The 21,707-nt window shown below is 58.7% G+C and carries 23 protein-coding genes, 1 other RNA gene and 1 pseudogene; 11 read left to right on the top strand and 14 right to left on the bottom strand.

Features of this window, described 5'->3' with window-relative positions; translation table 11 throughout:
- Positions 1-160 precede the first annotated feature (160 nt).
- From QRN50_RS04320 to QRN50_RS04305, 4 genes are all read right to left on the bottom strand, one after another.
- On the bottom strand, positions 161-1,390 hold the full coding sequence (locus QRN50_RS04320; protein ID WP_011266320.1) for a 2-octaprenyl-3-methyl-6-methoxy-1,4-benzoquinol hydroxylase: 1,230 nt from the start codon (positions 1,388-1,390) through the stop codon (positions 161-163).
- A 51-nt stretch (positions 1,391-1,441) separates the two neighbouring features.
- Positions 1,442-2,629: a 2-octaprenyl-6-methoxyphenyl hydroxylase gene (gene ubiH / locus QRN50_RS04315; RefSeq protein WP_011266319.1), complete on the bottom strand. Its 1,188-nt coding sequence runs from the start codon at positions 2,627-2,629 to the stop codon at positions 1,442-1,444.
- Entirely contained in the window at positions 2,626-3,960 is a 1,335-nt protein-coding gene (gene pepP, locus QRN50_RS04310) for a Xaa-Pro aminopeptidase (protein WP_058823247.1), read from the bottom strand. The genes ubiH and pepP overlap by 4 nt, the downstream gene beginning before the upstream one ends.
- A 75-nt stretch (positions 3,961-4,035) precedes the next feature.
- A complete protein-coding gene (locus QRN50_RS04305) occupies positions 4,036-4,590 on the bottom strand; it encodes a YecA/YgfB family protein (RefSeq protein ID WP_003403224.1) in 555 nt (184 codons plus the stop codon).
- Positions 4,591-4,740: 150 nt separating this feature from the next.
- Between QRN50_RS04305 and QRN50_RS04300 the strand changes: the two genes are divergently transcribed.
- The 4 genes from QRN50_RS04300 to QRN50_RS04285 all read left to right on the top strand — a co-directional run bounded on the left by QRN50_RS04300 (position 4,741) and on the right by QRN50_RS04285 (position 6,191).
- Positions 4,741-4,950, top strand: a complete 210-nt coding sequence (locus QRN50_RS04300) for a TIGR02449 family protein (RefSeq protein ID WP_002551573.1) — start codon at positions 4,741-4,743, stop codon at positions 4,948-4,950.
- Positions 4,947-5,276: a cell division protein ZapA gene (locus tag QRN50_RS04295; RefSeq protein WP_096127434.1), complete on the top strand. Its 330-nt coding sequence runs from the start codon at positions 4,947-4,949 to the stop codon at positions 5,274-5,276. Before QRN50_RS04300 ends, QRN50_RS04295 begins: the two co-directional genes overlap by 4 nt.
- 30 nt (positions 5,277-5,306) lie before the next feature.
- Positions 5,307-5,485: non-coding RNA, 6S RNA (gene ssrS / locus QRN50_RS04290), on the top strand.
- Positions 5,486-5,579: 94 nt separating this feature from the next.
- Entirely contained in the window at positions 5,580-6,191 is a 612-nt protein-coding gene (locus QRN50_RS04285) for a 5-formyltetrahydrofolate cyclo-ligase (protein WP_096127433.1), read from the top strand.
- A gap of 45 nt (positions 6,192-6,236) precedes the next feature.
- Here QRN50_RS04285 and QRN50_RS04280 read toward each other — a convergent pair whose 3' ends face one another.
- Positions 6,237-6,389 (bottom strand): hypothetical protein, encoded by a 153-nt coding sequence (locus QRN50_RS04280; protein WP_003317333.1) that lies wholly within the window; start codon positions 6,387-6,389, stop codon positions 6,237-6,239.
- A 193-nt stretch (positions 6,390-6,582) separates the two neighbouring features.
- Here QRN50_RS04280 and QRN50_RS04275 point away from each other — a divergent pair, with 193 nt between their 5' ends.
- The gene (locus QRN50_RS04275) at positions 6,583-7,032 is read left to right on the top strand and encodes an EVE domain-containing protein (protein WP_011266315.1); all 450 of its coding nucleotides are present in this window, start codon (positions 6,583-6,585) and stop codon (positions 7,030-7,032) included.
- Between the two features lie 6 nt (positions 7,033-7,038).
- On the opposite strand, the gene QRN50_RS04270 is transcribed toward QRN50_RS04275, so the two are convergent.
- Positions 7,039-7,446: a flagellar basal body-associated protein FliL gene (locus QRN50_RS04270; protein ID WP_003403230.1), complete on the bottom strand. Its 408-nt coding sequence runs from the start codon at positions 7,444-7,446 to the stop codon at positions 7,039-7,041.
- A gap of 130 nt (positions 7,447-7,576) precedes the next feature.
- On the opposite strand from QRN50_RS04270, the gene QRN50_RS04265 reads away from it, so the two are divergent.
- From QRN50_RS04265 to QRN50_RS04250, 4 genes and pseudogenes are all read left to right on the top strand, one after another.
- The gene (locus tag QRN50_RS04265) at positions 7,577-8,563 is read left to right on the top strand and encodes an NADPH:quinone oxidoreductase family protein (protein WP_096127432.1); all 987 of its coding nucleotides are present in this window, start codon (positions 7,577-7,579) and stop codon (positions 8,561-8,563) included.
- A gap of 115 nt (positions 8,564-8,678) precedes the next feature.
- Positions 8,679-9,056: a hypothetical protein gene (locus tag QRN50_RS04260; RefSeq protein WP_058823249.1), complete on the top strand. Its 378-nt coding sequence runs from the start codon at positions 8,679-8,681 to the stop codon at positions 9,054-9,056.
- A 614-nt stretch (positions 9,057-9,670) separates the two neighbouring features.
- Positions 9,671-10,768 (top strand): IS630 family transposase, encoded by a 1,098-nt coding sequence (locus QRN50_RS04255; protein ID WP_058399333.1) that lies wholly within the window; start codon positions 9,671-9,673, stop codon positions 10,766-10,768.
- Positions 10,767-11,173 (top strand): annotated as a pseudogene (locus tag QRN50_RS04250) (hypothetical protein); the annotation flags it as partial. The gene QRN50_RS04255 and the pseudogene QRN50_RS04250, both read left to right, overlap by 2 nt.
- Before the next feature lie 450 nt (positions 11,174-11,623).
- Here the strand turns inward: QRN50_RS04250 and QRN50_RS04245 are convergent.
- Positions 11,624-12,259 (bottom strand): hypothetical protein, encoded by a 636-nt coding sequence (locus QRN50_RS04245; protein ID WP_032655409.1) that lies wholly within the window; start codon positions 12,257-12,259, stop codon positions 11,624-11,626.
- Positions 12,256-12,921, bottom strand: coding sequence for an energy transducer TonB (locus QRN50_RS04240; protein WP_349344914.1), 666 nt, complete (start codon positions 12,919-12,921; stop codon positions 12,256-12,258). The genes QRN50_RS04245 and QRN50_RS04240 overlap by 4 nt, the downstream gene beginning before the upstream one ends.
- A gap of 274 nt (positions 12,922-13,195) precedes the next feature.
- Here QRN50_RS04240 and glpT point away from each other — a divergent pair, with 274 nt between their 5' ends.
- Positions 13,196-14,545, top strand: a complete 1,350-nt coding sequence (gene glpT, locus QRN50_RS04235) for a glycerol-3-phosphate transporter (RefSeq protein ID WP_003403247.1) — start codon at positions 13,196-13,198, stop codon at positions 14,543-14,545.
- On the opposite strand, the gene QRN50_RS04230 is transcribed toward glpT, so the two are convergent.
- The 6 genes from QRN50_RS04230 to QRN50_RS04205 all read right to left on the bottom strand — a co-directional run bounded on the left by QRN50_RS04230 (position 14,546) and on the right by QRN50_RS04205 (position 20,652).
- Positions 14,546-15,214 (bottom strand): gamma-glutamylcyclotransferase, encoded by a 669-nt coding sequence (locus tag QRN50_RS04230; protein ID WP_003403249.1) that lies wholly within the window; start codon positions 15,212-15,214, stop codon positions 14,546-14,548.
- A 208-nt stretch (positions 15,215-15,422) separates the two neighbouring features.
- Entirely contained in the window at positions 15,423-16,391 is a 969-nt protein-coding gene (locus QRN50_RS04225) for a CDP-6-deoxy-delta-3,4-glucoseen reductase (RefSeq protein WP_024643078.1), read from the bottom strand.
- Entirely contained in the window at positions 16,391-17,857 is a 1,467-nt protein-coding gene (gene ubiD, locus QRN50_RS04220) for a 4-hydroxy-3-polyprenylbenzoate decarboxylase (RefSeq protein WP_003317344.1), read from the bottom strand. The genes QRN50_RS04225 and ubiD overlap by 1 nt, the downstream gene beginning before the upstream one ends.
- A gap of 127 nt (positions 17,858-17,984) precedes the next feature.
- Complete coding sequence (gene rho, locus QRN50_RS04215; protein ID WP_002551560.1) at positions 17,985-19,244, bottom strand: transcription termination factor Rho; 1,260 nt, start codon at positions 19,242-19,244, stop codon at positions 17,985-17,987.
- Between the two features lie 231 nt (positions 19,245-19,475).
- Positions 19,476-19,826 (bottom strand): thioredoxin TrxA, encoded by a 351-nt coding sequence (gene trxA, locus QRN50_RS04210; protein ID WP_003403255.1) that lies wholly within the window; start codon positions 19,824-19,826, stop codon positions 19,476-19,478.
- A 121-nt stretch (positions 19,827-19,947) separates the two neighbouring features.
- On the bottom strand, positions 19,948-20,652 hold the full coding sequence (locus QRN50_RS04205) for a FadR/GntR family transcriptional regulator (protein ID WP_024643077.1): 705 nt from the start codon (positions 20,650-20,652) through the stop codon (positions 19,948-19,950).
- 250 nt (positions 20,653-20,902) lie between these two features.
- Between QRN50_RS04205 and QRN50_RS04200 the strand changes: the two genes are divergently transcribed.
- Positions 20,903-21,688 carry a transporter substrate-binding domain-containing protein gene (locus QRN50_RS04200; RefSeq protein ID WP_011266305.1) on the top strand — a complete coding sequence of 262 codons (786 nt, stop codon included), beginning with the start codon at positions 20,903-20,905 and terminating at the stop codon, positions 21,686-21,688.
- Positions 21,689-21,707 lie beyond the last annotated feature (19 nt).

Below are 21,707 nucleotides of genomic sequence, written 5' to 3'. Positions count from 1 at the left end.
ACCATCGTACCCATGCTCCGCGTGGGTATGCCGTTCTGGACGCTCTGCGTCCTCTACTGATTATGTTACGTAGAGCGTCACACGACGCTGGAGCGTGAGGAACGATAGTGCTCTCAAGAACACCATCGCGCCTGGGCTCCGCGTAGGTATGTTTTGGTTTCTAGCGTGCTTCGATCCGCGCCAGTTCAGGCAGATCCCCCGACAAACCCAGTGCCTCGCGGACGAACAGCGCCTTGGCTTCGGGCATGCGGTTGACCATTTTCAGGCCGGTGTTGCGCAACCAGCGCAAGGGCAGCGGGTCGGCCTGGAACAGGCGTTCGAAGCCTTCCATCGCCGCCATCAGTGCAAGGTTGTGCGGCATGCGGCGGCGCTCGTAGCGGCCCAGCACACGCAGGTCAGACCAGCGCTCGCCGCGCCTTGCGGCATGGGTCAGGACTTCCGCCAGCACTGCGGCGTCGAGAAAACCGAGGTTCACGCCCTGCCCGGCCAGCGGGTGAATGGTGTGGGCCGCATCACCAATCAGTGCCAATCCTCCGGCAACGTAACGCTTGGCGTGACGCTGACGCAGCGGCACACACAGGCGGCTATCGGCAGACAGCACCTGGCCCAGTCGTCCTTCGAATGCCTGCTCCAGTTCGCGGCAGAACAGGTCATCTTCCAGCACCATCAGGCGCTCGGCTTCGGCAGGTGTGACTGACCAGACGATGGAACACCAGTGCTCGCCCTCACGCTCCAGTGGCAGAAAGGCCAGCGGCCCGTCATCGGTGAAACGCTGCCAGGCGGTTTTCCTGTGGGGATCGGCGGTGCGCACGCTGGTGACGATCGCGTGATGCAGGTAATCCCATTCACGCGTCGGCGTTTCAGTCAGGCGGCGCACGGCGGAATTGGCACCGTCGGCAGCCACCACCAGCGGTGCGCGCAGCTGACGGCCATCAGCCAGGGTCAGCAGCCAGTCATCGCCGGAGTGACGCATCTGTTCAAGCCGCGCATTGGCCAGCAGGCCGATGTCGCTGGCATGCAGACGGTCGAGCAACGCGTCCTGCACCACACGATTCTCGATGATGTGACCGAGCACGTCGGCATGCACGCTGGAGGCCGAGAAGTGAATCTGCCCGGTGCCGCTGCCGTCCCAGACCTGCATATGCGCATACGGGCTGATGCGCCGGGCTGCGATGCCTTCCCACACGCCCAGCCGCTGGAGGATTCGCTGGCTGGCCGCCGACAAGGCGCTGACCCGCGGCTCGAAGCTCGACTGCTGATCAAACGGTTCGACGCTCAGCGGTCCACCGTCGACCACCAGCACATCAAGGCCGCTGTCCTGCAATGCCAAGGCAAGGGCACTGCCGACCATTCCGGCTCCGACAATCAGCACATCTGCGCGCGTTTCCATGGTCAAACCGTTCTCGCTTGCGGCCGAAGCCCTGTGTTTAAAGTGGGTGATTCACACATCGGATCGAGTCCCCAACCCCATGGCCTGGCGGGCAAACCAGCGCTTGGCGGCAGGCAGCAGGTCCAGGCCGAGCAACCCGACGTTACGCCCGGTGGCAACCGCCGACCGGGAGCTGCCGAACAGGCGCGTCACCTTGTCGGAAAAGCCCACGGTCAATTGCTGATCCTGGCGCTGGCGCTCACGGTAGAGCTGCAGCGTCGGCAGCGCACCGGGCGGCGCGTCGCTGTCCAGCAGCGTCTCGGCCAGTGCATCGGCGTCGCGCAAGGACAGATTGAACCCCTGCCCGGCGACCGGATGCAGACTGTGCGCCGCGTTGCCCAGGATCACCAGATGCGAGCGCACCTGCTCTTCGGCTTCGATCAGTGCCAAGGGGTAGACATGCCGGGCACCTACCTGACGCAGCGTGCCCAGGCGATAGCCAAACACGCCCTGCAGCTCTTCCAGAAAACTGCGGTCGTCCAGCTCGGCCAGACGCTGGGTATCGTTGCCCGGACGTGTCCAGACCAACGCACAGCGGTTATCCGGCAATGGCAGCAGCGCCATCGGCCCGTCTTCGGTAAAACGTTCAAACGCCTGCCCGCAGTGAGCTTCGCTCGGCGTGATATTGGCAATCAGCGCATGCTGGTCGTAAGGCCGTTGCCGCACCCCGATACCCAACTGTTCGCGCAGACTGGAACGGCCACCGTCGGCCAGCACGGCCAGGTCGCAGTCCAGTTCGCTGTCGTCACTGAGGCTCAGGCGATAACCATCGGCCAATGGCTGCATGTGTTTGACCTCGGCCGGCACACGCCAACTGACCACATCACGGTCCAGCCCGGCCCACAGAGCCTGACCGAGCCAGGCGTTTTCGACTACATAGCCAAGCGCCGGAACGCCCTCTTCGATCGCAGACAGGCGAGTGGCGCCGAAGCGACCCCGGTCCGACACCTGGATTTGCAGGATCGGCTCGGCGCGTCGGGAAATCTGCTGCCAGAGGCCAAGCCGTTCATAGATGCGTCGCGAGCCGAACGACAGTGCCGAAGAACGCGCATCGTAGCTGGGCTGCCAGGCCTCACCCGGCGCGAAGGGCTCGATGAGCACGATTTTCCAGCCGCGCGCCTTGGCACCGGCCTGCAGCGACAGTGCAAGGCTTGCACCGACCAATCCGCCGCCGACGATGGCGATATTGAAGCGGCTCATACCACCTGTTCCTGTGCAGCCGCCATCAGCGCCTCGATCTCGGCGACGGTCTTGGGCACGCCGCCGGACAGAATTTCACACCCCTGCCTGGTCACAACCACGTCATCCTCGATTCGCACACCAATACCTCGCCATTTCTTCGCGACGTCCAGGTTGTCGGGGGATATGTAAATCCCGGGTTCAACGGTCAGCGTCATGCCAGCCTCCAGTACGCGCCACTCGCCGCCGACCTTGTATTCGCCGACGTCATGCACATCCATGCCCAGCCAGTGCCCGGCACGGTGCATGTAAAACATCTTGTAGGCCTCGCTTTCGATCAGCTCGCGGACATCGCCGCGTAGCAGGCCCAGCTCGACCAGCCCGGCGGTAATCACCTTGACCGTCGCCTCGTGTGCCTGGTTCCAGTGTTTGTCAGGCCCGATGGCCGCGAAGGCCGCCTGCTGGGACTTGAGCACCAGCTCGTAGATGGCTTTCTGTTCGGGGGAAAACCTGCCGTTCACCGGGAAGGTACGGGTGATGTCGCTGGCATAGCAGTCGATTTCGCAGCCCGCGTCGATCAACACCAGATCACCGTCCCTGAGCACCGCGTCGTTCTGCTGGTAATGCAGGATGCAACCGTTGCGACCCGAGGCGACGATCGAGCCATAGGCAGGCATCTTCGAACCGCCCTTGCGGAACTCGTAGTCCAGTTCGGCTTCCAGACTGAACTCATGCAACCCCGCGCGGCAGGCCTGCATCGCCCGCACATGGGCCCGCGCGGAAATATCCGCCGCGCAACGCATGACTTTGATTTCCGCGGCGGACTTGTACAGGCGCATGTCGTGCAACAGATGGTCCAGCGCCACGAACTCCTTGGGCGGCTGGGCACCGAGGTGCGCCTTGGAGCGAATCACGTTGATCCAGTCCATCAGGTGTCGGTCGAATTCAGGATTGCTGCCCATCGCCGAATACACCCGATCCCGGCCTTCGATCAGGCCGGGCAGGATTTCATCGATGTCATTGATGGGGAACGCGTCGTCCGCACCGTACTCGCGGATCGCGCCTTCCTGCCCCGCGCGAAGGCCTTCCCACAGCTCGCGCTCGGGGTTGCGCTCGCGGCAGAACAATACGTACTCACCGTATTCACGACCGGGGATCAGCACCACCACCGCTTCGGGCTCGGGAAAGCCGCTCAGGTACTGAAAGTCGCTGTCCTGCCGATAGACGTGCTCGACATCACGATTGCGAATGGCAACCGCAGCGGCGGGCAGGATGGCAATGCTGTCCGGCTCCATCTGAGCCATCAGAGCCTTGCGGCGGCGGGCGTACTCGGACTTCGGGATCTGAATCATGGGCAGCGGGCGTCCTGATGGAGTCCACCGGCTCGCGCTGTGGCAAGCGCTGGCCGGTGTCGCAGTGATCGGCTATCAGTGCAGGGAAGGCTTGGGTTGCGGCGCGGACGGCTCGTTGAATTCAGTGAACAGCAGCAGCGGCGCTACACGCATGTACTCCATGACTTCCATGTAGTCGGTTTCGCCGTCTTCGGACTCTTCCAGCGCGTCCTGAACCTGGGCAATCGCCGCCAGATCCTCCAGAACAGCCTTGGCCTCGGTGCCCAGCGGCTTGTCACCAATGTTCAGACCGAAGCCCATCAAAAATCCCTGACACCATTGGCCCAGCGCAGCAGCACGCTCGGTCAGCGGTTCATCGTCGCCCGGCAGCAACAGCACGACGGTCATGTCGTCGCCGGTGAGCTCGCCCTTGACCATCTCTTGCAGGCCGATGAGGGCCTGACGGATATTGTCTTGCGGCTCGGTTTCCAGCAGTTGCGACGCGTCGGCGAACCAGCCTTCGTTGTCGAAACCGGCAGCTGCGCAACTGCGCCCCAGCAACAGGCCATGCAGCTCGGCAGGAGATACCTGGTGACCGCCACTGTTGAGCAGAGTGGCGAACGCTTTGTACGGAGAATTCTGAATGGGCATGGGTAGCTAGTCGCCAAACGGCGCAATGTCTAGAATGAAGGCCTTGTATCCTAGACTATCCGCGCGACAAGATCACCCGGACGGCGGTTCGAGCTTGAGCACAAGCATCGCTCCCCCTGCCATTCATCAGAAAGTATTCAGTGGAAAACAATGGAAGACACCGACCTGCAAGCGCTGATGAAACGTGTGGAGCTGCTCCTGAAGTATGCCGAGCAACTTAAAGGCCAAAACGCACTCTTATTAGCTCAGGAAAAGACCTGGCGCGAGGAACGTGCCCAACTGATTGAAAAAAACGAAATCGCCCGGCAGAAGGTCGAGTCAATGATTTCGCGCCTTAAAGCCCTGGAGCAAGACTCATGAGCAATGGCAACAGCGTTACCGTTCAGATCCTGGACAAGGAATATTCGATCATCTGCCCTCAGGAAGAGCGCACCAACCTGGTCAGCGCCGCCCGCTATCTGGATGGCAAGATGCGTGAGATCCGCAGCAGCGGCAAAGTCATCGGTGCGGATCGCATCGCCGTGATGGCTGCCCTGAACATCACTCACGACCTGCTGCACAAGGAACATCTGCCTGACGTACAGACCAGCGGTTCGACCCGCGAACAGGTCCGCGATCTGCTCGACAAGGTCGATCTGGTGCTGGCGACAGACACGCCCGGCGCACCGGATTCAACTCGGGGCTGATTATTGCGGGGCATTTCTGTATACTCGCGCTGCTCCCTGGAGTGCTTGCCAGTCGGTCATGTCCCTGAGCCGATACGCACAACCACGGGGGTTGCACGTTGGGGTTGGTGTGCATGTCCGCTCGACGGAAAGCCTTAAAACCTCCTGCAATCTCCACCTTGAACTTTCGGGTTCAAGGGCTAAACCGACAGCGGTTCGTCGGGGAGTCCATATTCAGTTCGTTGCCAGCCCTGTTGTCTGGCAACGACGACCCCGCTCCGGCTTCAACCTCCTTTCCGGATCAGCCTGCATGACCTCCTGCTCATGATCAGCGCCCAATCACTCACACGTCCACAATTGCGCCGCCAGCTACGCAAGGCACGCAAAGCCTTGAGTCAAAGCCAGCAACGCGCAGCCGCACGGGATATTTACCGTCAACTGGCGCAGCACCCGCTGTTTCGGCGTGCCCGACATGTTTCGCTGTACCTGCCGATGGATGGCGAGATCGACCCGCGGCTGTTGCTGCGCGAAGCACAGCGCCGCGGCAAGGCAACCTATCTGCCGGTGCTCAATGCCTGGCCGCGCACCCGCATGGTTTTTCAGCGTGTGCGTCCCGGCGAGACATTCATCCCCAACCGTTTCCGCATCCCCGAGCCGCACATCGACCGGGCAAGGCAACGCCCTGTCTGGGCGCTCGATCTGATCCTGATGCCGTTGGTAGGTTTCGATGACGAAGGCGGTCGCCTGGGCATGGGCGGAGGTTTCTACGACCGCAGCCTGGCGTACCTGGCGCGCAGAAAGACCTGGCGCAAACCGCTGTTACTCGGGCTGGCTCATGAATGTCAGAAAGTGGATCGACTGGCGCAGGCCAGTTGGGATGTACCGCTGCACGGCACGCTATCGGATAAAGGCTGGTATGTGACGCAGACTCTCTGATCGTTCAGCCAACAAGGCCATCAACGATCAGAGTACAGGCAGGGCTCAATGCCTGCCGGGGACTTTTTGCTGCTGCTGTGTGATCTCGACGGGAGCGTCGTCCTTGGTGGACCACAAGCTCTGTGCATAACCGGTTGTCACGACACCCAAGCCAAACAGAATAACCAGAATCCAGAGTAAATCAGGCTTGCGTTTCATTGACTGCCCTCCTTAGGCAAATCAATACGATGTCAGCATCGGTTTTGTGTAGGCCGTGCAACAGCGTGGAACTTTGAAGGGCGGCATTTTGCGGTAACGTGAACCAGTACGCAAATAGTGGCGCGAACCGATTGTCGGTTTGTCATCAAACTGTTCGAAACACCGTAAACCTTTTGTCTGTGGAGTGAGCACAATGGCCTATTGGCTGATGAAGTCCGAGCCTGATGAATTCTCGATCAGCGACCTGCAACGACTGGGCAAAGCGCGCTGGGACGGAGTGCGCAACTATCAGGCGCGCAATTTTCTGAGAACCATGGCAGAGGGCGACAAGTTCTTTTTCTATCACTCCAGTTGCCCCGAACCGGGCATCGCCGGTATCGGCAAAGTCGCCAGGTCAGCTTATCCGGACCCCACCGCGCTGGACCCCCAGAGCCACTATCACGACGCCAAGGCCACGGAGGAAAAGAATCCGTGGAGTGCCATCGACGTCGAGTTCGTGGATATCTTCAAACACGTGCTGGGGCTGGGTTATCTCAAGCAACAAAGCCAGCTGGAGCAACTGCCTCTGGTACAAAAAGGCAGCCGGCTCTCGGTCATGCCGGTGACCGCCGAACAATGGGCGGCGATCCTGGCATTGCGCTGACGGCCGTTATTGAACGATGAAGTTATTGAACAGCAAGTCTTCGACAATCGGCTTGCCTTCTTCATCGTTCATGACGCGCTGAACCTGCTTGAGGGCTTCCTGACGAATGTTTTCCTTCGCTTCGGCGCTGCTCATGGAATCGACGGTCTGCTGAGTGAACAGCGACACCAGTTGATTGCGGATCAGTGCGTCATTGCGCTTCACGGCGGCCTCGGCGTCGGCACCGGTTACACGCAAGGCAATGTCAGCCTTGTAGACACGCAGCTTGGGGCCGCCATCGAGTGCGTAGTTACCCACGAACGGAGGCGTCAGCGAGACATACGCCGCTTTTGGCGGGCCGCCTTCTTCCTTGGCTTCCTCTTGCGCCATGACAGGCAATGACAAGGCCAGCAACATCAGAATCCACGCTTTCACAGTCCACTCCTTAATACGGTTTGCCACGTAGCTTACAGCTTATGTGTGCTTATCAGGCAGGGCCATGCTTGTTGACCCGGGAACCCGCTTAACTGACTTTATCGGCCATTACCGGAAAAGGAATAGCCCGATGAAAGCCCTGTTATGCAAAGCCTTCGGTCCTGCCAGCACACTGGTACTCGAAGACGTGCCCGGCCCCGCGATCAAAAAGAACGAAATTCTGCTCGACGTTCACGCCGCCGGGGTCAACTTTCCCGACACCTTGATCATCGAGGGTAAATACCAGTTCAAACCACCCTTCCCGTTCTCACCGGGTGGCGAGGCCGCAGGCGTGATAGCCGCCGTCGGGGAAAACGTCAGCCACCTGAAACCTGGCGACCGCGTCATGGCGCTCACCGGCTGGGGCAGCTTTGCCGAGCAGGTCGCCGTTCCCCACTACAACGTGCTGCCGATTCCACTGGGCATGGACTTCACCACGGCGGCCGCATTCAGCATGACCTACGGCACCTCCATGCACGCCCTCACACAACGCGCCCGCCTGCAACCCGGCGAAACCCTGCTGGTACTCGGTGCATCCGGCGGCGTCGGCCTGGCCGCCGTGGAAATCGGCAAAGCCCTCGGCGCCCGCGTCATCGCCGCCGCCAGCAGCGCAGAAAAACTCGAAGTCGCCAGAAACGCAGGCGCCGACGAACTGATCAACTACAGCGAAACCAGCCTCAAGGACGAAGTCAAACGCCTCACCCATGGCAACGGCGCCGACGTGATCTACGACCCGGTCGGCGGCGACCTCTTCGACCTGGCCATCCGCAGCATCGCCTGGAACGGCCGCCTGCTGGTCGTCGGCTTCGCCAGCGGCCGCATCCCCGACCTGCCCGTCAACCTGACCCTGCTCAAGGGCGCTTCGGTGGTCGGCGTGTTCTGGGGCTCGTTTGCGCAGCGACAACCGCAAGACAACGCGGCGAACTTCAAGCAGTTGTTTGCGTGGTTTGAAGAAGGGAAATTGACGCCGCTGGTGTCGACGGTTTATCCGCTGGAAAGGGCTGGGGAGGCGATTGATTTGTTGGGGGGACGCAGGGCTGTGGGGAAGGTGGTGGTGTTGGTTGCGAAGAGTGCCTGATCCTACTCGTCAGCAGGGGAACGGGAACAGACCCTAGTAGATATGAGAGTAGGCAACTGCCTCTATTGGAGAGATTATGCAAGCGCACCATTTTCGGTGCTAAGAGAGGTGTGAAATGTCCCAGAGCTTATATATAGATATAATTAAAACAGCTATCTATGCTCCAATTGCAAACACACCTGGTCTAGATCCTAAAACCGCCTCCAGAATTATGACCGAAATAAGAACTGAAATAAGCAGTGAAACTAAATTCTCTGATCTAACCCGAAAGTACAAGAACATAAGTAAAATAGGCCTAGCCTACGCATCATTTGAAATCATGAGGCAGGACGACATTAAAATCCCTGAAAAACTTAAAGAGAACTATACTAAAGAATGGAACGACAACGACTATACTTACGCCTCCTTAAACCACATCAAACTTAATAGCACACTAGAAGACGAAATCGAAAAAACCAGCACCATTGGTGAGCTTGCCAAATTTCTAGAGTAACATGGAAAAATCAACGCAGTGGGTAAGATACATCTAAAGCCATCTTACTCACTTATATTTACTAACCTCAAAAATATCAGGACCTTTATATAGACATTAAACCCTTAATAGCTTCTACTGAAACTTCAATCAGAAATACCTAAGCTTTACCGACCAACTTACCGCGCATTGACGGATAGCCGGACTTTTCCCGAAATGAGCTAATTTTTTGAAAAACCCATGGGGAATTTATTTTTTTTCGCATCATCTTCCCTATCAAACGCGCGCAATTCACCAATGCCCATCAGTGTTTCCGTGCCGTCCACAGATTCGACAACGCGAACAGCGCGGTCAACTGAGCCATGTCTTTCATCACCCCACGGAAGCGCACTTTAAAACAACCTGATACAGAGCACCTGGCGCAAACGGCCGCCCCGAAATAAAAAACACTAAAACCATCGGCGAACTTGCCGACCTTCTAAAGTAAATTTTATAAACCAATGCAGCGAGTGATGATGAACATATTAGTTCATCTTCGCCCGCGTCATCGCCGCCGCTAGTGTGCTGTTCGCGAAATAATTTTCTGTGCATTTCGTCTACACTTCAAACGTTATCCCTGCCTTGGAGAGCTTGCCATGAGCGCTCTGGACATCACACTTAGCCCTGAAGAAAAGACCGAGCTGAAACGACGGGTGCGCTCTGCCACCATTCCTCAGCGAGAAGGCCGGCGAGCACGGATTATTCTACTGGCTGCCGAAGGCGAAACCCGAGACAGCATTGCGCGATTGACCGGTTTTTCCTGCCCGACGATCACCGACTGGTGCCAGCGTTTCCAAGCACATCAGCTTGATGGACTGATCGACAAACCGGGACGCGGACGCAAGTCGCCTTTGCCTGCCGAGACAGTTCGCCGTGTCCTGGAACAGATCACCCGTCCTCGCATCGGAGAACCACGCTGGAGCTGTCGGAGCATGGCAAAGGCGGCGGGTATTTCCTCGACTACCGTCCATAAACTGTGGGCTGCCAATGATTTAAAGCCCCACCTGACGCGCACATTCAAGTTGTCCAACGATCCGCAGTTTGAGGAGAAATTCTGGGATGTGATCGGGCTTTATCTGGCCCCACCGGACAAGGCTTTGGTGTTGTGCTGCAATGAGAAAAGTCAGGTTCAGGCATTGGAGCGAACACAGCCGGGTTTACCTTTGGGCATCGGTCATATCCAGACTAGATCGCACGATTACACCCGCCATGGCACGGTCACGTTATTCGCCGCACTGGATTACCTCCAAGGAAAATTGATCAGCAGCATCGAGCGTCAGCACCGGCATCAAGAGTGGTTGGATTTTCTCAAGAAGATCAATAAAGAAACGCCCAAACACCTCCAGCTTCACCTGATCGTCGATAACTATGCGACCCACAAGCATGCTGCTGTGAAAGCGTGGCTGGCGAAACATCCTCGCTTTCATATTCATTTCACGCCAACCTCCAGCTCTTGGATGAACATGGTTGAACGCTTCTTTCGAGACACCACGGTGTATCTTCGCGAAGGCAGTTTTGCCTCGGTTCGCGAGCTGGAGAGCTCCATTACAGCGTTCATGGCGTTACGTAATGCTCAGCCGACCCGATACGTTTGGAACGCAAAGGGAGAGGAGATTTTGAACAAAATTCAACGGGCGCGTGAAGCACTTGAAACCGCAGGTAAAAAGCAAATTATTTCGAAAACAGCACACTAGGCTAGTAAAACTTGGTCGCCAACACGCAGAGCGCCTTGCCCAGGAAGCCGCACAACGCCAAGCCGAAGAAGCAGCGCGCGTAAGAGCCGACTCGCGGAAGAACAGGCTGCGCAGCAGCGAGCCATAGAGGCAGCGTTCCAGCTTGCACAGCGTCAGGTCGAAGAAGCCGAGCACGCATTGGCCCTACGCAACGCCGAGGAAGCTCGCGCTAAAGAGGCCGAATCCAACCGAGCGATAGAGATGACGTTCGGGCCTGAGGCGTCGCGAGAAATCGATAATGCGATCAAGGTGCTGATAGGCACTATCGAAATCGCGATCACCGACTTCTCGAATACGATCAGCGCTCACGGAGCGCTTGACATGAGTCAGCTTGAAGCGATTCAAAATATGAGCGCTGTTCACTGATCATTTCGCTGGAGGTGCCGGGTCAAGTCAGCACTGCTTTGACACCGGCACCACACGATAGATCTGACATTCTCCGGCAAATAATCCACCTGCCTGAAGGTCGGATCATTTGGTAACTGACGACGATATCCGGTTCAGACCTCCAGACTGAAACTCACTCAAAAGCAGGAGGATTACCTGAACTGTGGGAGCGAGCTTGCTCGCGAAGGCGTATTCACAAGGCAACAAACATTTTCGTTGCCATGCCCGCTCATGCTTTTCTGGAGACTTTACGTCCAATCTTGAATGTGGCTCATGGAGCGAATGGTGACGCGGAGCCTTAAGAAAGGCGCTCCCGCTGACGCGTGCGAAACGAGAGATATCCGTCGGCTGTACCGGCCCCTTCGTGAGCAAGCTCACTCCCACAAGTACGCGGCGCTCACGATGTCCGTAATCAATACCGCTCAACCCTTACAACGCCTTCCTCACATTCTCCGGCAAATAATCAACATACCTGCGCATCGGATTTTTTTGGCATTGAGCGACGATGCCCGGCGTCGCTTCCAGCAGCTCAAGAACCAGGGCCTGACGCTCGTCCGGTGTGAGAAACTGCTCTATGACCGGACTGCTCGACAGGTACAGTTCTGTCCGCATCAGCGCATCCGGCTTGACGTCCTTGCGCCATTTGCGTCCCTCGAACATTTCCGTATTCAGCTGCCAGCACAACACCTGCTTCAGCTCGACATTGGCTGCCAGCGGCGGGTTGGTATGTGGCCGCCCCGTGAAATTGAACGTGACCGTAACTGCTTCGCCCTCGGGATGAGAAGCAGACGGCTGCCAGGGTTCGAAGACCCACTGTTCGACAGCACTTCGGGTCAGGCTGATGAGCCTAGGATCGGGCGCGCCCAGCACTTCGAGGAAGCGCACGCCTCCATCGGCCTGAATGAAAACCCTGATACTGACACTGCGTTTTACGGAGGAACCAAGCATCGATGTCGGATAGCCCGGCTCAGGCATGTGCAAGGGCACAGGATAAGACGGCAACGCCTGTGCTCCCCCCGCCGAAAGCAACCCCGTAAGCATCATACAACCCAGCACGCAGCTCATTCGCTGCCCTCCGCTTGCTCGGCCAGCCCGACGATCAACGCCTTGATCGGCGCTGGCAGATAATCGCCGTACAGACGATCGGGATTGCTTCGGCAATTGCTGACCATCATCGGTATCGCGGCGCCCAGTTGCTCAAGCAGGACCTGGCGTTGGGGCTCGCTGCGCAGGTGGGCTACATGGCTGCCGAACAGCGCCTGCCCGGTGTACCAGAACACGTCGACCTTACTCAGTGGTTCCTTGGGATAGTCCTGGCGGGCGGATTTCACTTCGTGGTTCAGGTAGCCGCAGCGGATGTTTCCCAGGCCCACGGTCACTTCGGTGTTGAAGCGCCGATAGCCGTAGGAACCAAAAATGACGGGCACGGTGATCGTGGTCATGGGCGGCGCGCCGACTGTTCCGACCCAGGGTTTATAGCGCCATTGGCGGAGTGCTACCTCCACTGCTGCGGCGAGCTGCGGATGCCCGCTCTCGACGGCCCGGACTTCACGAACCTGCCCATCGGACTTGATCCACAACTGGGCGCGGACTTTGCCCGCATAGCGGGTCTTGACCAGCTCAGGTGGAAAAACCGGTGTCGGCGTGTATATCGGCACCAGAAATGGCTCTGCAGCGCCGACGTGAGGGGCCAGTGCTGCGGTAATCATGAACGCGGTCATTCTCATTGTTGTAGGGGCTCATCGTCGTGGTGCACCTCCAGGGCGCAGTGATGACGATGGTATGAACCTGCCGACACATCAGTCAGCACACGACTTCCGATACACCTGTAGGACCCATCCCAAATACTTGAAACACCTGTAAACATTTACGCAATGTTCGTAAAACAACAGCTGATTGCCTGCAATTCCTACAAAGAATCAGCCCGAAGGCACTGCTTTTTTCTGTAATGAAAATGTAATATTCGCATTCGCAAAAACAACAATAATCAGGAGCTTTTCCATGTTTGGGTTTTTCCGCCCTGCCAGGCATCAGGCACCCCTTCCCGAAGAAAAGGTCGACAGCACCTATCGCCGTCTGCGCTGGCAGATCTTCGCAGGCATCTTTATCGGCTATGCGGGTTACTACCTGCTGCGCAAGAATTTCTCGCTGGCGATGCCGTATCTGATCGACGAAGGCTATACGCGTGGCCAGCTGGGCGTGGCGATGTCTGCCATTGCCATTGCCTACGGCTTGTCGAAATTCCTCATGGGCATCGTTTCGGATCGCTCCAACCCGCGTTACTTCCTGCCGTTCGGCCTGCTGGTCTCTGCCGGGATCATGTTCATCTTCGGCTTCGCGCCGTGGGCGACGTCCAGTGTCACGATCATGTTCGTGCTGCTGTTCATCAATGGCTGGGCACAGGGCATGGGCTGGCCGCCGAGCGGGCGGACAATGGTTCACTGGTGGTCGCAGAAAGAGCGCGGCGGTGTGGTGTCGGTGTGGAACGTGGCGCACAACGTCGGCGGCGGCCTGATCGGCCCGCTGTTCCTGCTCGGCATGGGCTGGACCAACGACTGGCATGCGGCGTTCTACGTGCCGGCGGCGGTTGCGTTGCTGGTCGCGGTGTTCGCCTTCGCGACCATGCGTGACACCCCGCAATCGGTCGGCCTGCCGCCTATCGAGCACTACAAGAACGATTACCCGGAAGGCTACGATGCCAGCCACGAGGAAGAATTCAGCGCCCGGGAGATCTTCGTCAAGTACGTGCTGCGCAACAAGTTCCTGTGGTACATCGCCATGGCCAACGTGTTCGTTTACCTGCTGCGCTACGGCGTGCTGGACTGGGCACCGACCTATCTGAAAGAAGCCAAACACTTCACGGTCGACAAGACTTCCTGGGCGTATTTCCTCTACGAGTGGGCGGGCATTCCGGGCACGCTGCTGTGCGGCTGGATGTCGGACAAGATCTTCAAGGGCAATCGCGGCCTGACCGGCATGGTGTTCATGTTTCTGGTGACCATCGCCACGCTGGTGTACTGGCTGAACCCTGAAGGCAATCCGACCGTCGACATGATCGCGCTGGTGTCCATCGGTTTCCTGATCTACGGACCGGTGATGCTGATCGGCCTGCAGGCTCTGGAACTGGCACCGAAGAAGGCAGCAGGCACGGCCGCCGGCTTTACCGGGCTGTTCGGCTATCTGGGCGGGTCGGTCGCGGCCAGCGCAGCGATGGGCTACACGGTTGACCACTTCGGCTGGGATGGCGGCTTCGTGCTGTTGATCGGCGCGTGCATTCTGGCGATGGTGTTCCTTGCGCCGACGCTGCGGCACAAACAGGTCGCCAGCACATCTCGCGACACCAAAGGCTGATCAGGCAGTCTCTGACTTGCAGCGCTTGAGCCGCGCCTCCAGATTCAGGTCTGGCATGGCGTGGCTACGCAGGGCCTTGGCGGTCTGCTCGACGTACTCGCGGGTGGTTCCATAGCGCCCTCTGGCGCTGGCGAGCACCTGGCTCAGCACGCTGTCCGGCAAGTTGCCTGCGTAGCTGGGCAGATGCCGCTCCAGCACAAAGCCCAGGGCCTGTACCTTCCGGCCATCTTCAAGGCGGCAATTGAGCCAGTGCGGGCGATACGAGGGGTACGGCATCTCGCGCTCCCACAAGGCCAGCAGTGATTTTTCCAGGCATTCATCCGGCAGACGATACGCGAAGCCGGTGCATGAACCGCCACGGTCCAGACCGAATACCAGCCCCGGCACTTCCGGCGTGCCACGGTGTTCGTGCGACCAGAGGTAAAGTCCGCGGTGATAACCGTGCACTCGGGCGCGCTGGCTCTCCACGGCGGTGCACTCGGGACGCCAGATCAGTGAACCATAGGCGAACAACCAGACCGGGCCGCCCTTGTGACGACGCATGGTGGCGTTCATGGATGCGAGCAGTTGCTCGCGGGTAAGCTGTGGGCCCATATCGATAACGGGCGGATACGTCAGGCCAAGACCGTCGTGCACTGCAGCGGCCAACTCGTTGATTGGATTCTCCATTTGCCTCCCTGACAGTCTGACTGCCAGTTTTTACCGAGCCCCGCCGACTCGCTCGTGGTTGAGCGGCATCAGGGTGTCGTGGTTCGGTTGTTGCCACAGGCCAAGGGCCTGCCTCTACTAAAAGTTGCCTGGCGACGAACAGGCATCGCCATCGGTTGTAATCAGTTAAAGCAATTTACACTCCACTCCTGCAGCCGTCAGTCCGGCATTACGGACGCGGTGCGTAGGCGAATACGTCTGCGCGCATCTGATGTGCATCCATTCCGGCGTCAACCAGGGCGTCCAGGGTTCCGTAGATCATCGCAGGCGAGCCGCTGGCGTAGACGTGAACGGCCGACAGGTCCTTGATATCCTCGCAAACCGCCTCGTGCAGCAGACCGCAACGCCCCTCCCAACCGCACAGGTCGCTGACGACCTTGTGCAGGAACAGGTTCGGCAGTTTCGCCCACTCATCCCAATGGCTGACCTGGTAGAAATCCTCGGGACGCCGCACGCCCCAATACAGGTGCACAGGATGACTGAAGCCTGTGGAGCGACAGTGTTCCAACAAACTGTTCATTTGCGCCATGCCCGTACCGGCCGCGATCAGCACCAGCGGCCCGTCTGGCAGCTCGGCAAGGTGGGTGTCGCCAAAGGGCAGCTCGACCCGTGCCATGCGATTGCGTTGCATCTGCTCGATCAGGCTGCGCGCACTGTCTTCACGAGCCAGCACGTGCAGCTCCAGGTCGCGACCGCTGTGCGGCGCCGATGCGATGGAAAACGCCGACTTCTCGCCGTTCTCGCGCTCGATCATCAGGTACTGCCCGGCATGATAACGCGGCGGCTTGCCGGCCGGGGCGCGCAGGCCGACCCGCCAGACATCGCCACCCACCTCGACGCATTCGCTCAATTGGCAGGCAAAACTGCGCACCGGCAGTTCACCCTTGGCCAACACGCCATCCCACAGCACCAAGCACTCTGTCAGCGGCTCGGCCACACAGGTATGAATTTCGCCGTGATCAAGCGTCTGCCCTGACTGCATTACCCGGCCTTCGACCAGCAGGGCTGAGCAGACATGGCAGTTGCCATTACGACAGCTCTGCGGGCACTCGTAGCCCAGACGCTGTGCCGCATCGAGTATCCGCTCGCCCGGCAGGGTTTCCAGCACCGCACCTGATGGCTGCAAGGTTACGCGCATCAGTCTATTCCCAACTGAGTCCAGATTTCGTCCACCCGGCGTGTGGTGGCTTCGTCCTTGACGATCGCCCTGCCCCACTCGCGGCTGGTCTCACCTGGCCATTTGTTCGTGGCATCCAACCCCATTTTCGAACCCAGGCCGGACACCGGCGAGGCGAAATCGAGGTAATCGATGGGCGTGTTGTCGATCATGACCGTGTCGCGCTTGGGGTCCATGCGCGTGGTGATGGCCCAGATCACGTCGTTCCAGTCCCGCGCATTGATATCGTCGTCGGTGACGATCACGAACTTGGTGTACATGAACTGGCGCAAGAACGACCAGACACCCAGCATCACGCGCTTGGCATGGCCGGGATACTGTTTCTTGATGGTCACCACCGCCATGCGGTACGAGCAACCCTCGGGCGGCAGGTAGAAATCGACGATCTCCGGAAACTGCTTTTGCAGAATCGGCACGAACACTTCGTTCAGCGCGACGCCCAGAATCGCCGGCTCATCAGGTGGACGACCGGTGTAGGTGCTGTGGTAGATCGGCTTGATACGGTGGGTGATACGCTCGACGGTCAGCACCGGAAAGCTGTCGACTTCGTTGTAATAGCCGGTGTGGTCCCCGTAAGGCCCCTCGTCGGCCATCTCGCCCGGATGAATCACACCCTCAAGCACGATCTCGGCGCTGGCCGGAACTTGCAGATTGCTGCCACGGCATTTGATCAGTTCGGTGCGCGAGCCACGCAGCAGCCCGGCAAAGGCATATTCGGACAGACTGTCCGGTACCGGCGTCACGGCACCGAGGATGGTCGCCGGGTCCGCGCCCAGTGCGACGGCCACCGGATAAGGCTCGCCGGGATGCTTGACGCACCAGTCGCGGAAGTCCAGCGCGCCACCGCGATGGCTGAGCCAGCGCATGATGATCTTGTTGCGACCAATGACCTGCTGGCGATAGATGCCGAGGTTCTGACGCTCCTTGTTCGGGCCTTTGGTGACCGTCAGGCCCCAGGTGATCAGCGGCGCGACATCGCCCGGCCAGCAGGTCTGTACAGGCAGCATGCCGAGGTCGACGTCATCGCCTTCGATGACGACCTCCTGGCATGGCGCATCCTTGACGACCTTCGGCGCCATGGCGATGACCTTGCGGAAGATCGGCAGCTTGGACCACGCGTCCTTCAAGCCCTTGGGTGGCTCAGGCTCTTTGAGGAACGCCAGCAGCTTGCCGATTTCACGTAGCTCACTGACCGCTTCGGCACCCATGCCCATGGCGACGCGCTCTGGCGTGCCGAACAGGTTGCCCAGCACCGGGATATCAAAGCCGACCGGTTTTTCGAATAACAGCGCCGGGCCCTTGGCACGCAAGGTACGGTCACAGATTTCAGTCATTTCCAGCACAGGCGAGATCGGCATCTGAATGCGTTTCAACTCTCCGCGCTGCTCAAGCTGCTGCACGAAATCCCTAAGATCTTTGAATTTCATTAACCCGGCCATTTATCCAATAGACGCACATCGTACCTGCTCCAGCCCGTCAAGGCAGCTAATCGGCGGCATGCAGGCAAAAAAAATGGTGCCCCGAAGGACACCATTTTTTGTTTCAGCCTGCCAGTTACTTGCGTTTCATGGACAGGAAGAACTCGTCGTTGGTCTTGGTCTGCTTAAGCTTGTCGATGAGGAACTCGATAGCCGCGACTTCGTCCATCGGGTGCAGCAGCTTGCGCAGGATCCACATGCGCTGCAGCTCGTCATCAGCGGTCAACAGCTCTTCACGGCGTGTGCCGGAGCGGTTGATGTTGATGGCCGGGAACACGCGCTTCTCTGCGATCTTGCGATCCAGAGGCAGTTCCATGTTGCCGGTACCCTTGAACTCTTCGTAGATCACTTCATCCATCTTCGAACCGGTTTCAACCAGTGCGGTGGCGATGATGGTCAACGAGCCGCCTTCTTCGATGTTACGCGCAGCACCGAAGAAACGCTTTGGCTTCTCGAGTGCGTGAGCGTCGACACCACCGGTCAATACCTTGCCGGAGCTCGGGATGACGGTGTTGTAGGCACGGGCCAGACGGGTGATGGAGTCGAGCAGGATAACGACGTCTTTCTTGTGCTCGACCAGGCGCTTGGCCTTCTCGATCACCATTTCGGCAACCTGTACGTGACGGGTTGGCGGCTCGTCGAACGTCGAGGCGACCACTTCGCCGCGAACGGTGCGCTGCATCTCGGTCACTTCTTCCGGGCGCTCGTCGATCAGCAGAACGATCAGATGCACTTCCGGGTTGTTACGCGTGATGTTCGACGCGATGTTCTGCAGCATGATGGTCTTGCCCGCCTTCGGCGGAGCAACGATCAGACCACGCTGGCCCTTACCGATCGGTGCGCACAGATCGATCACACGACCGGTCAGGTCTTCGGTGGAACCGTTACCGGCTTCCATCTTCATGCGAATCGTCGGGAACAACGGCGTCAGGTTTTCGAACAGAATCTTGTTCTTGGCGTTTTCCGGACGGTCGTAGTTGATCGTGTCGACCTTGAGCAGAGCGAAATAACGCTCGCCTTCCTTGGGTGGACGGATCTTGCCAACGATGGTATCGCCGGTACGCAGGTTGAAGCGGCGGATCTGGCTGGGGGAGACATAGATGTCATCCGGGCCGGCCAGGTAGGAAGCATCTGCAGAGCGCAGGAAACCGAAGCCGTCCTGGAGAATCTCCAGCACGCCATCACCGGATATTTCCTCGCCACTTTTGGCGTGCCGTTTGAGCAGGGAGAAAATGACGTCCTGCTTGCGCGAACGGGCCATATTCTCGATGCCAGCCTGTTCGGCCATTTCGAGCAATTCGGTAATCGGCTTTTGCTTGAGTTCAGTCAGGTTCATATGGGGAATGACGTAATCATGTATGGAGGGGGAAATTAAGCTTTTGGCTTAATGAGGCCGCGCCGCAGAAAAGGCGACAGGATCGCGTACTAAATCGAAAGGAGAGCGTCGGCGACGGCTAGCAGGGGGCAACGGAGAAGCCGTTGCGGGGCCGAATGTACCACCTGATTTTCCAGGCGTCTAGTACGACACCCGAAAAAAACCCCGCATTTTGCGGGGCTTTGAAACGTCTCAAACAGGTTTAGGAAGGTCGATACCGTTTCCTTCGAGAAACGCAGTCAGCTGCGACTTCGACAGCGCACCAACTTTGGTCGCTTCCACATTGCCGCCCTTGAACAGCATCAGCGTAGGAATACCACGAACACCATGCTTGGCAGGAGTGTCCGGGTTTTGATCGATGTTCAACTTCGCAACCGTCAGCCTGCCTTTGTAGGTGCTGGCGATTTCGTCCAGAACCGGGGCAATCATTTTGCAAGGGCCACACCATTCAGCCCAATAGTCAACAAGCACAGGACCCTGAGCCTCGAGTACTTCGGCGTCAAAGGTGCCGTCGGTGACGTGTTTGATAAGGTCGCTACTCATGGAAGTCTCCGAGGTCATAGGCTAAAAACGACGCTCATCATAGCGGTCCTTATGCTATTCAGGAAGCGAAGCTTCATTGAGTCTTGCTATCGTAGAACATGACTGAGGTTATGGCAGTAGCTCAGTTCGCGGGCGAAACGAAGACGATGCCGGTGCGCAGTGCCGCGCCACGAATATGGTCCTGCATGGCCTTTTGCGCAGGCCCTGACGCATGTCGGGCCAGCGCGCGAAGGATCTTGCGGTGCTCCTGCCAGGTCTCCATGACCCTGGCCGCCCGGATGAACGGCATCTTCTGGCTTTCCAGGAAGATGTCGGCCCCGGCAGTCACGATCCCGAGCATCGCCTGATTGCCGCTGGCGGCCAGAATGTGCCGATGAAACTCGAAGTCCAGCCGCGCCGCAGCCTCGAAGTCACCGGCCCGCAATTCCAGGCGCATGGCTTCGACGTTGTCCTCCAGTACATCGCGCTCGTCGGCGGTCAGGGTCACGGCGGCCATGCCTGCAGCGAAACCTTCCAGTGCATAGCGCAACTGAAAAGTGTCGGCCGGGGAAACCTGAGCTTCATAAGGCCAGGAAAAACCACCCGTGCGCTGTTCTGGTTCAGAAATCGACTGCACGAAGACGCCTTTGCCGGGCTGGACACTGACCACTCCGAGTGCGCTGAGCGACGACAAGGCTTCACGCAAGGACGCACGACTGACCCCCAGCAATACCGCCAGATCGCGTTGCGACGGCAGGCTTTCGCCGGGCTTGTACCCTTGCTCGGCGATCAATTTGCGAATGGCCCGGAGGGCTGATTCGGGTACTGCGAGTGAAGTGTGCGGCATCACTGTTCAGGCCAGTCAGTCCAGTAAAAATCCCTTTTATCCCCATCTCGAACATTCGGCAAGCGACGCCCAGCCCTGGGGCGGCAAGGCTTTAAAGCGCGCCAAAGCAGGGCGCGGCGCCGCTCAACTGGTCAGACCAGTAAGACCATAAACACGCTGCAAACCCTTATTCATGGCAGCTCAAGAGCGAATGGCATGCGCTGTGCACTGGAGACAGGCCAACACCTTTCGTTTCGCCCGGAGACTTCATATGACCAAGCGTTACAGCGCCCTGCTTACTGCATTGTTTGCCAGTCTGATGCTGAGCCAGACACCCGCCCACGCCAACGGCCTGGACGACGTTGTAGCGCGCGGCACCCTCAAGGTAGCCGTTCCGCAGGACTTCCCGCCATTCGGCTCGGTCGGCCCGGACATGAAGCCGCGCGGCCTGGACATCGATACTGCACAGCTGCTGGCTGACAAGCTGAAGGTCAAGCTGGAGCTGACCCCGGTCAACAGCACCAACCGCATTCCGTTCCTGACCACCGGCAAGGTCGACCTGGTGATCTCCAGCCTGGGCAAGAACCCGGATCGCGAGAAAGTCATCGACTTCTCGCGCGCCTACGCACCTTTCTATCTGGCGGTATTCGGCCCACCTGATTCGCCGGTCAAGGACATCGCTGACCTGAAAGGCAAGACTATCAGCGTGACCCGTGGCGCGATCGAGGATATCGAGCTGTCGAACGTTGCTCCCGAGGGCGCGACCATCAAGCGCTTTGAAGACAACAACTCGACCATCGCGGCCTATCTCGCTGGCCAGACTGACCTGATCGCCAGCGGCAACGTGGTGATGGTCGCCATCAGTGAGCGCAATCCCAAGCGCATTCCGGCGATGAAAGTGAAACTCAAGGACTCGCCGGTGTACGTTGGCGTGAACAAAGGTCAGCCGGAACTGCTGGGCAAGGTCAACGAGATTCTGAACGCTGCCAAGGCTGACGGTACGCTGGAAAAAGCGTCACAGAAATGGCTGAAGGACCCGCTACCCGCCGATCTCTGATCACTGCTTTTTTCGGTCA

The sequence above is a fragment of the Pseudomonas sp. MEJ108 genome (genome assembly GCF_030208985.1).
Lineage (GTDB): Bacteria > Pseudomonadota > Gammaproteobacteria > Pseudomonadales > Pseudomonadaceae > Aquipseudomonas > Aquipseudomonas fragariae.
Note: the sequence above shows the minus strand (reverse complement) of the source record. Positions and strands in the feature narration are given on the sequence as shown.

Excerpts from the sequence above, each read along its gene's own strand:
- QRN50_RS04320 (WP_011266320.1), bottom strand. The coding sequence starts at position 1,390 with ATGGAAACGCGCGCAGATGTGCTGATTGTCGGAGCCGGAATGGTCGGC.
- ubiH (WP_011266319.1), bottom strand. The coding sequence starts at position 2,629 with ATGAGCCGCTTCAATATCGCCATCGTCGGCGGCGGATTGGTCGGTGCA.
- pepP (WP_058823247.1), bottom strand. The coding sequence starts at position 3,960 with ATGATTCAGATCCCGAAGTCCGAGTACGCCCGCCGCCGCAAGGCTCTG.
- QRN50_RS04305 (WP_003403224.1), bottom strand. The coding sequence starts at position 4,590 with ATGCCCATTCAGAATTCTCCGTACAAAGCGTTCGCCACTCTGCTCAAC.
- QRN50_RS04300 (WP_002551573.1), top strand. The coding sequence starts at position 4,741 with ATGGAAGACACCGACCTGCAAGCGCTGATGAAACGTGTGGAGCTGCTC.
- QRN50_RS04295 (WP_096127434.1), top strand. The coding sequence starts at position 4,947 with ATGAGCAATGGCAACAGCGTTACCGTTCAGATCCTGGACAAGGAATAT.
- QRN50_RS04285 (WP_096127433.1), top strand. The coding sequence starts at position 5,580 with ATGATCAGCGCCCAATCACTCACACGTCCACAATTGCGCCGCCAGCTA.
- QRN50_RS04280 (WP_003317333.1), bottom strand. The coding sequence starts at position 6,389 with ATGAAACGCAAGCCTGATTTACTCTGGATTCTGGTTATTCTGTTTGGC.
- QRN50_RS04275 (WP_011266315.1), top strand. The coding sequence starts at position 6,583 with ATGGCCTATTGGCTGATGAAGTCCGAGCCTGATGAATTCTCGATCAGC.
- QRN50_RS04265 (WP_096127432.1), top strand. The coding sequence starts at position 7,577 with ATGAAAGCCCTGTTATGCAAAGCCTTCGGTCCTGCCAGCACACTGGTA.
- QRN50_RS04260 (WP_058823249.1), top strand. The coding sequence starts at position 8,679 with ATGTCCCAGAGCTTATATATAGATATAATTAAAACAGCTATCTATGCT.
- QRN50_RS04255 (WP_058399333.1), top strand. The coding sequence starts at position 9,671 with ATGAGCGCTCTGGACATCACACTTAGCCCTGAAGAAAAGACCGAGCTG.
- QRN50_RS04245 (WP_032655409.1), bottom strand. The coding sequence starts at position 12,259 with ATGAGCTGCGTGCTGGGTTGTATGATGCTTACGGGGTTGCTTTCGGCG.
- QRN50_RS04240 (WP_349344914.1), bottom strand. The coding sequence starts at position 12,921 with ATGAGAATGACCGCGTTCATGATTACCGCAGCACTGGCCCCTCACGTC.
- glpT (WP_003403247.1), top strand. The coding sequence starts at position 13,196 with ATGTTTGGGTTTTTCCGCCCTGCCAGGCATCAGGCACCCCTTCCCGAA.
- QRN50_RS04230 (WP_003403249.1), bottom strand. The coding sequence starts at position 15,214 with ATGGAGAATCCAATCAACGAGTTGGCCGCTGCAGTGCACGACGGTCTT.
- QRN50_RS04225 (WP_024643078.1), bottom strand. The coding sequence starts at position 16,391 with ATGCGCGTAACCTTGCAGCCATCAGGTGCGGTGCTGGAAACCCTGCCG.
- ubiD (WP_003317344.1), bottom strand. The coding sequence starts at position 17,857 with ATGAAATTCAAAGATCTTAGGGATTTCGTGCAGCAGCTTGAGCAGCGC.
- rho (WP_002551560.1), bottom strand. The coding sequence starts at position 19,244 with ATGAACCTGACTGAACTCAAGCAAAAGCCGATTACCGAATTGCTCGAA.
- trxA (WP_003403255.1), bottom strand. The coding sequence starts at position 19,826 with ATGAGTAGCGACCTTATCAAACACGTCACCGACGGCACCTTTGACGCC.
- QRN50_RS04205 (WP_024643077.1), bottom strand. The coding sequence starts at position 20,652 with ATGCCGCACACTTCACTCGCAGTACCCGAATCAGCCCTCCGGGCCATT.
- QRN50_RS04200 (WP_011266305.1), top strand. The coding sequence starts at position 20,903 with ATGACCAAGCGTTACAGCGCCCTGCTTACTGCATTGTTTGCCAGTCTG.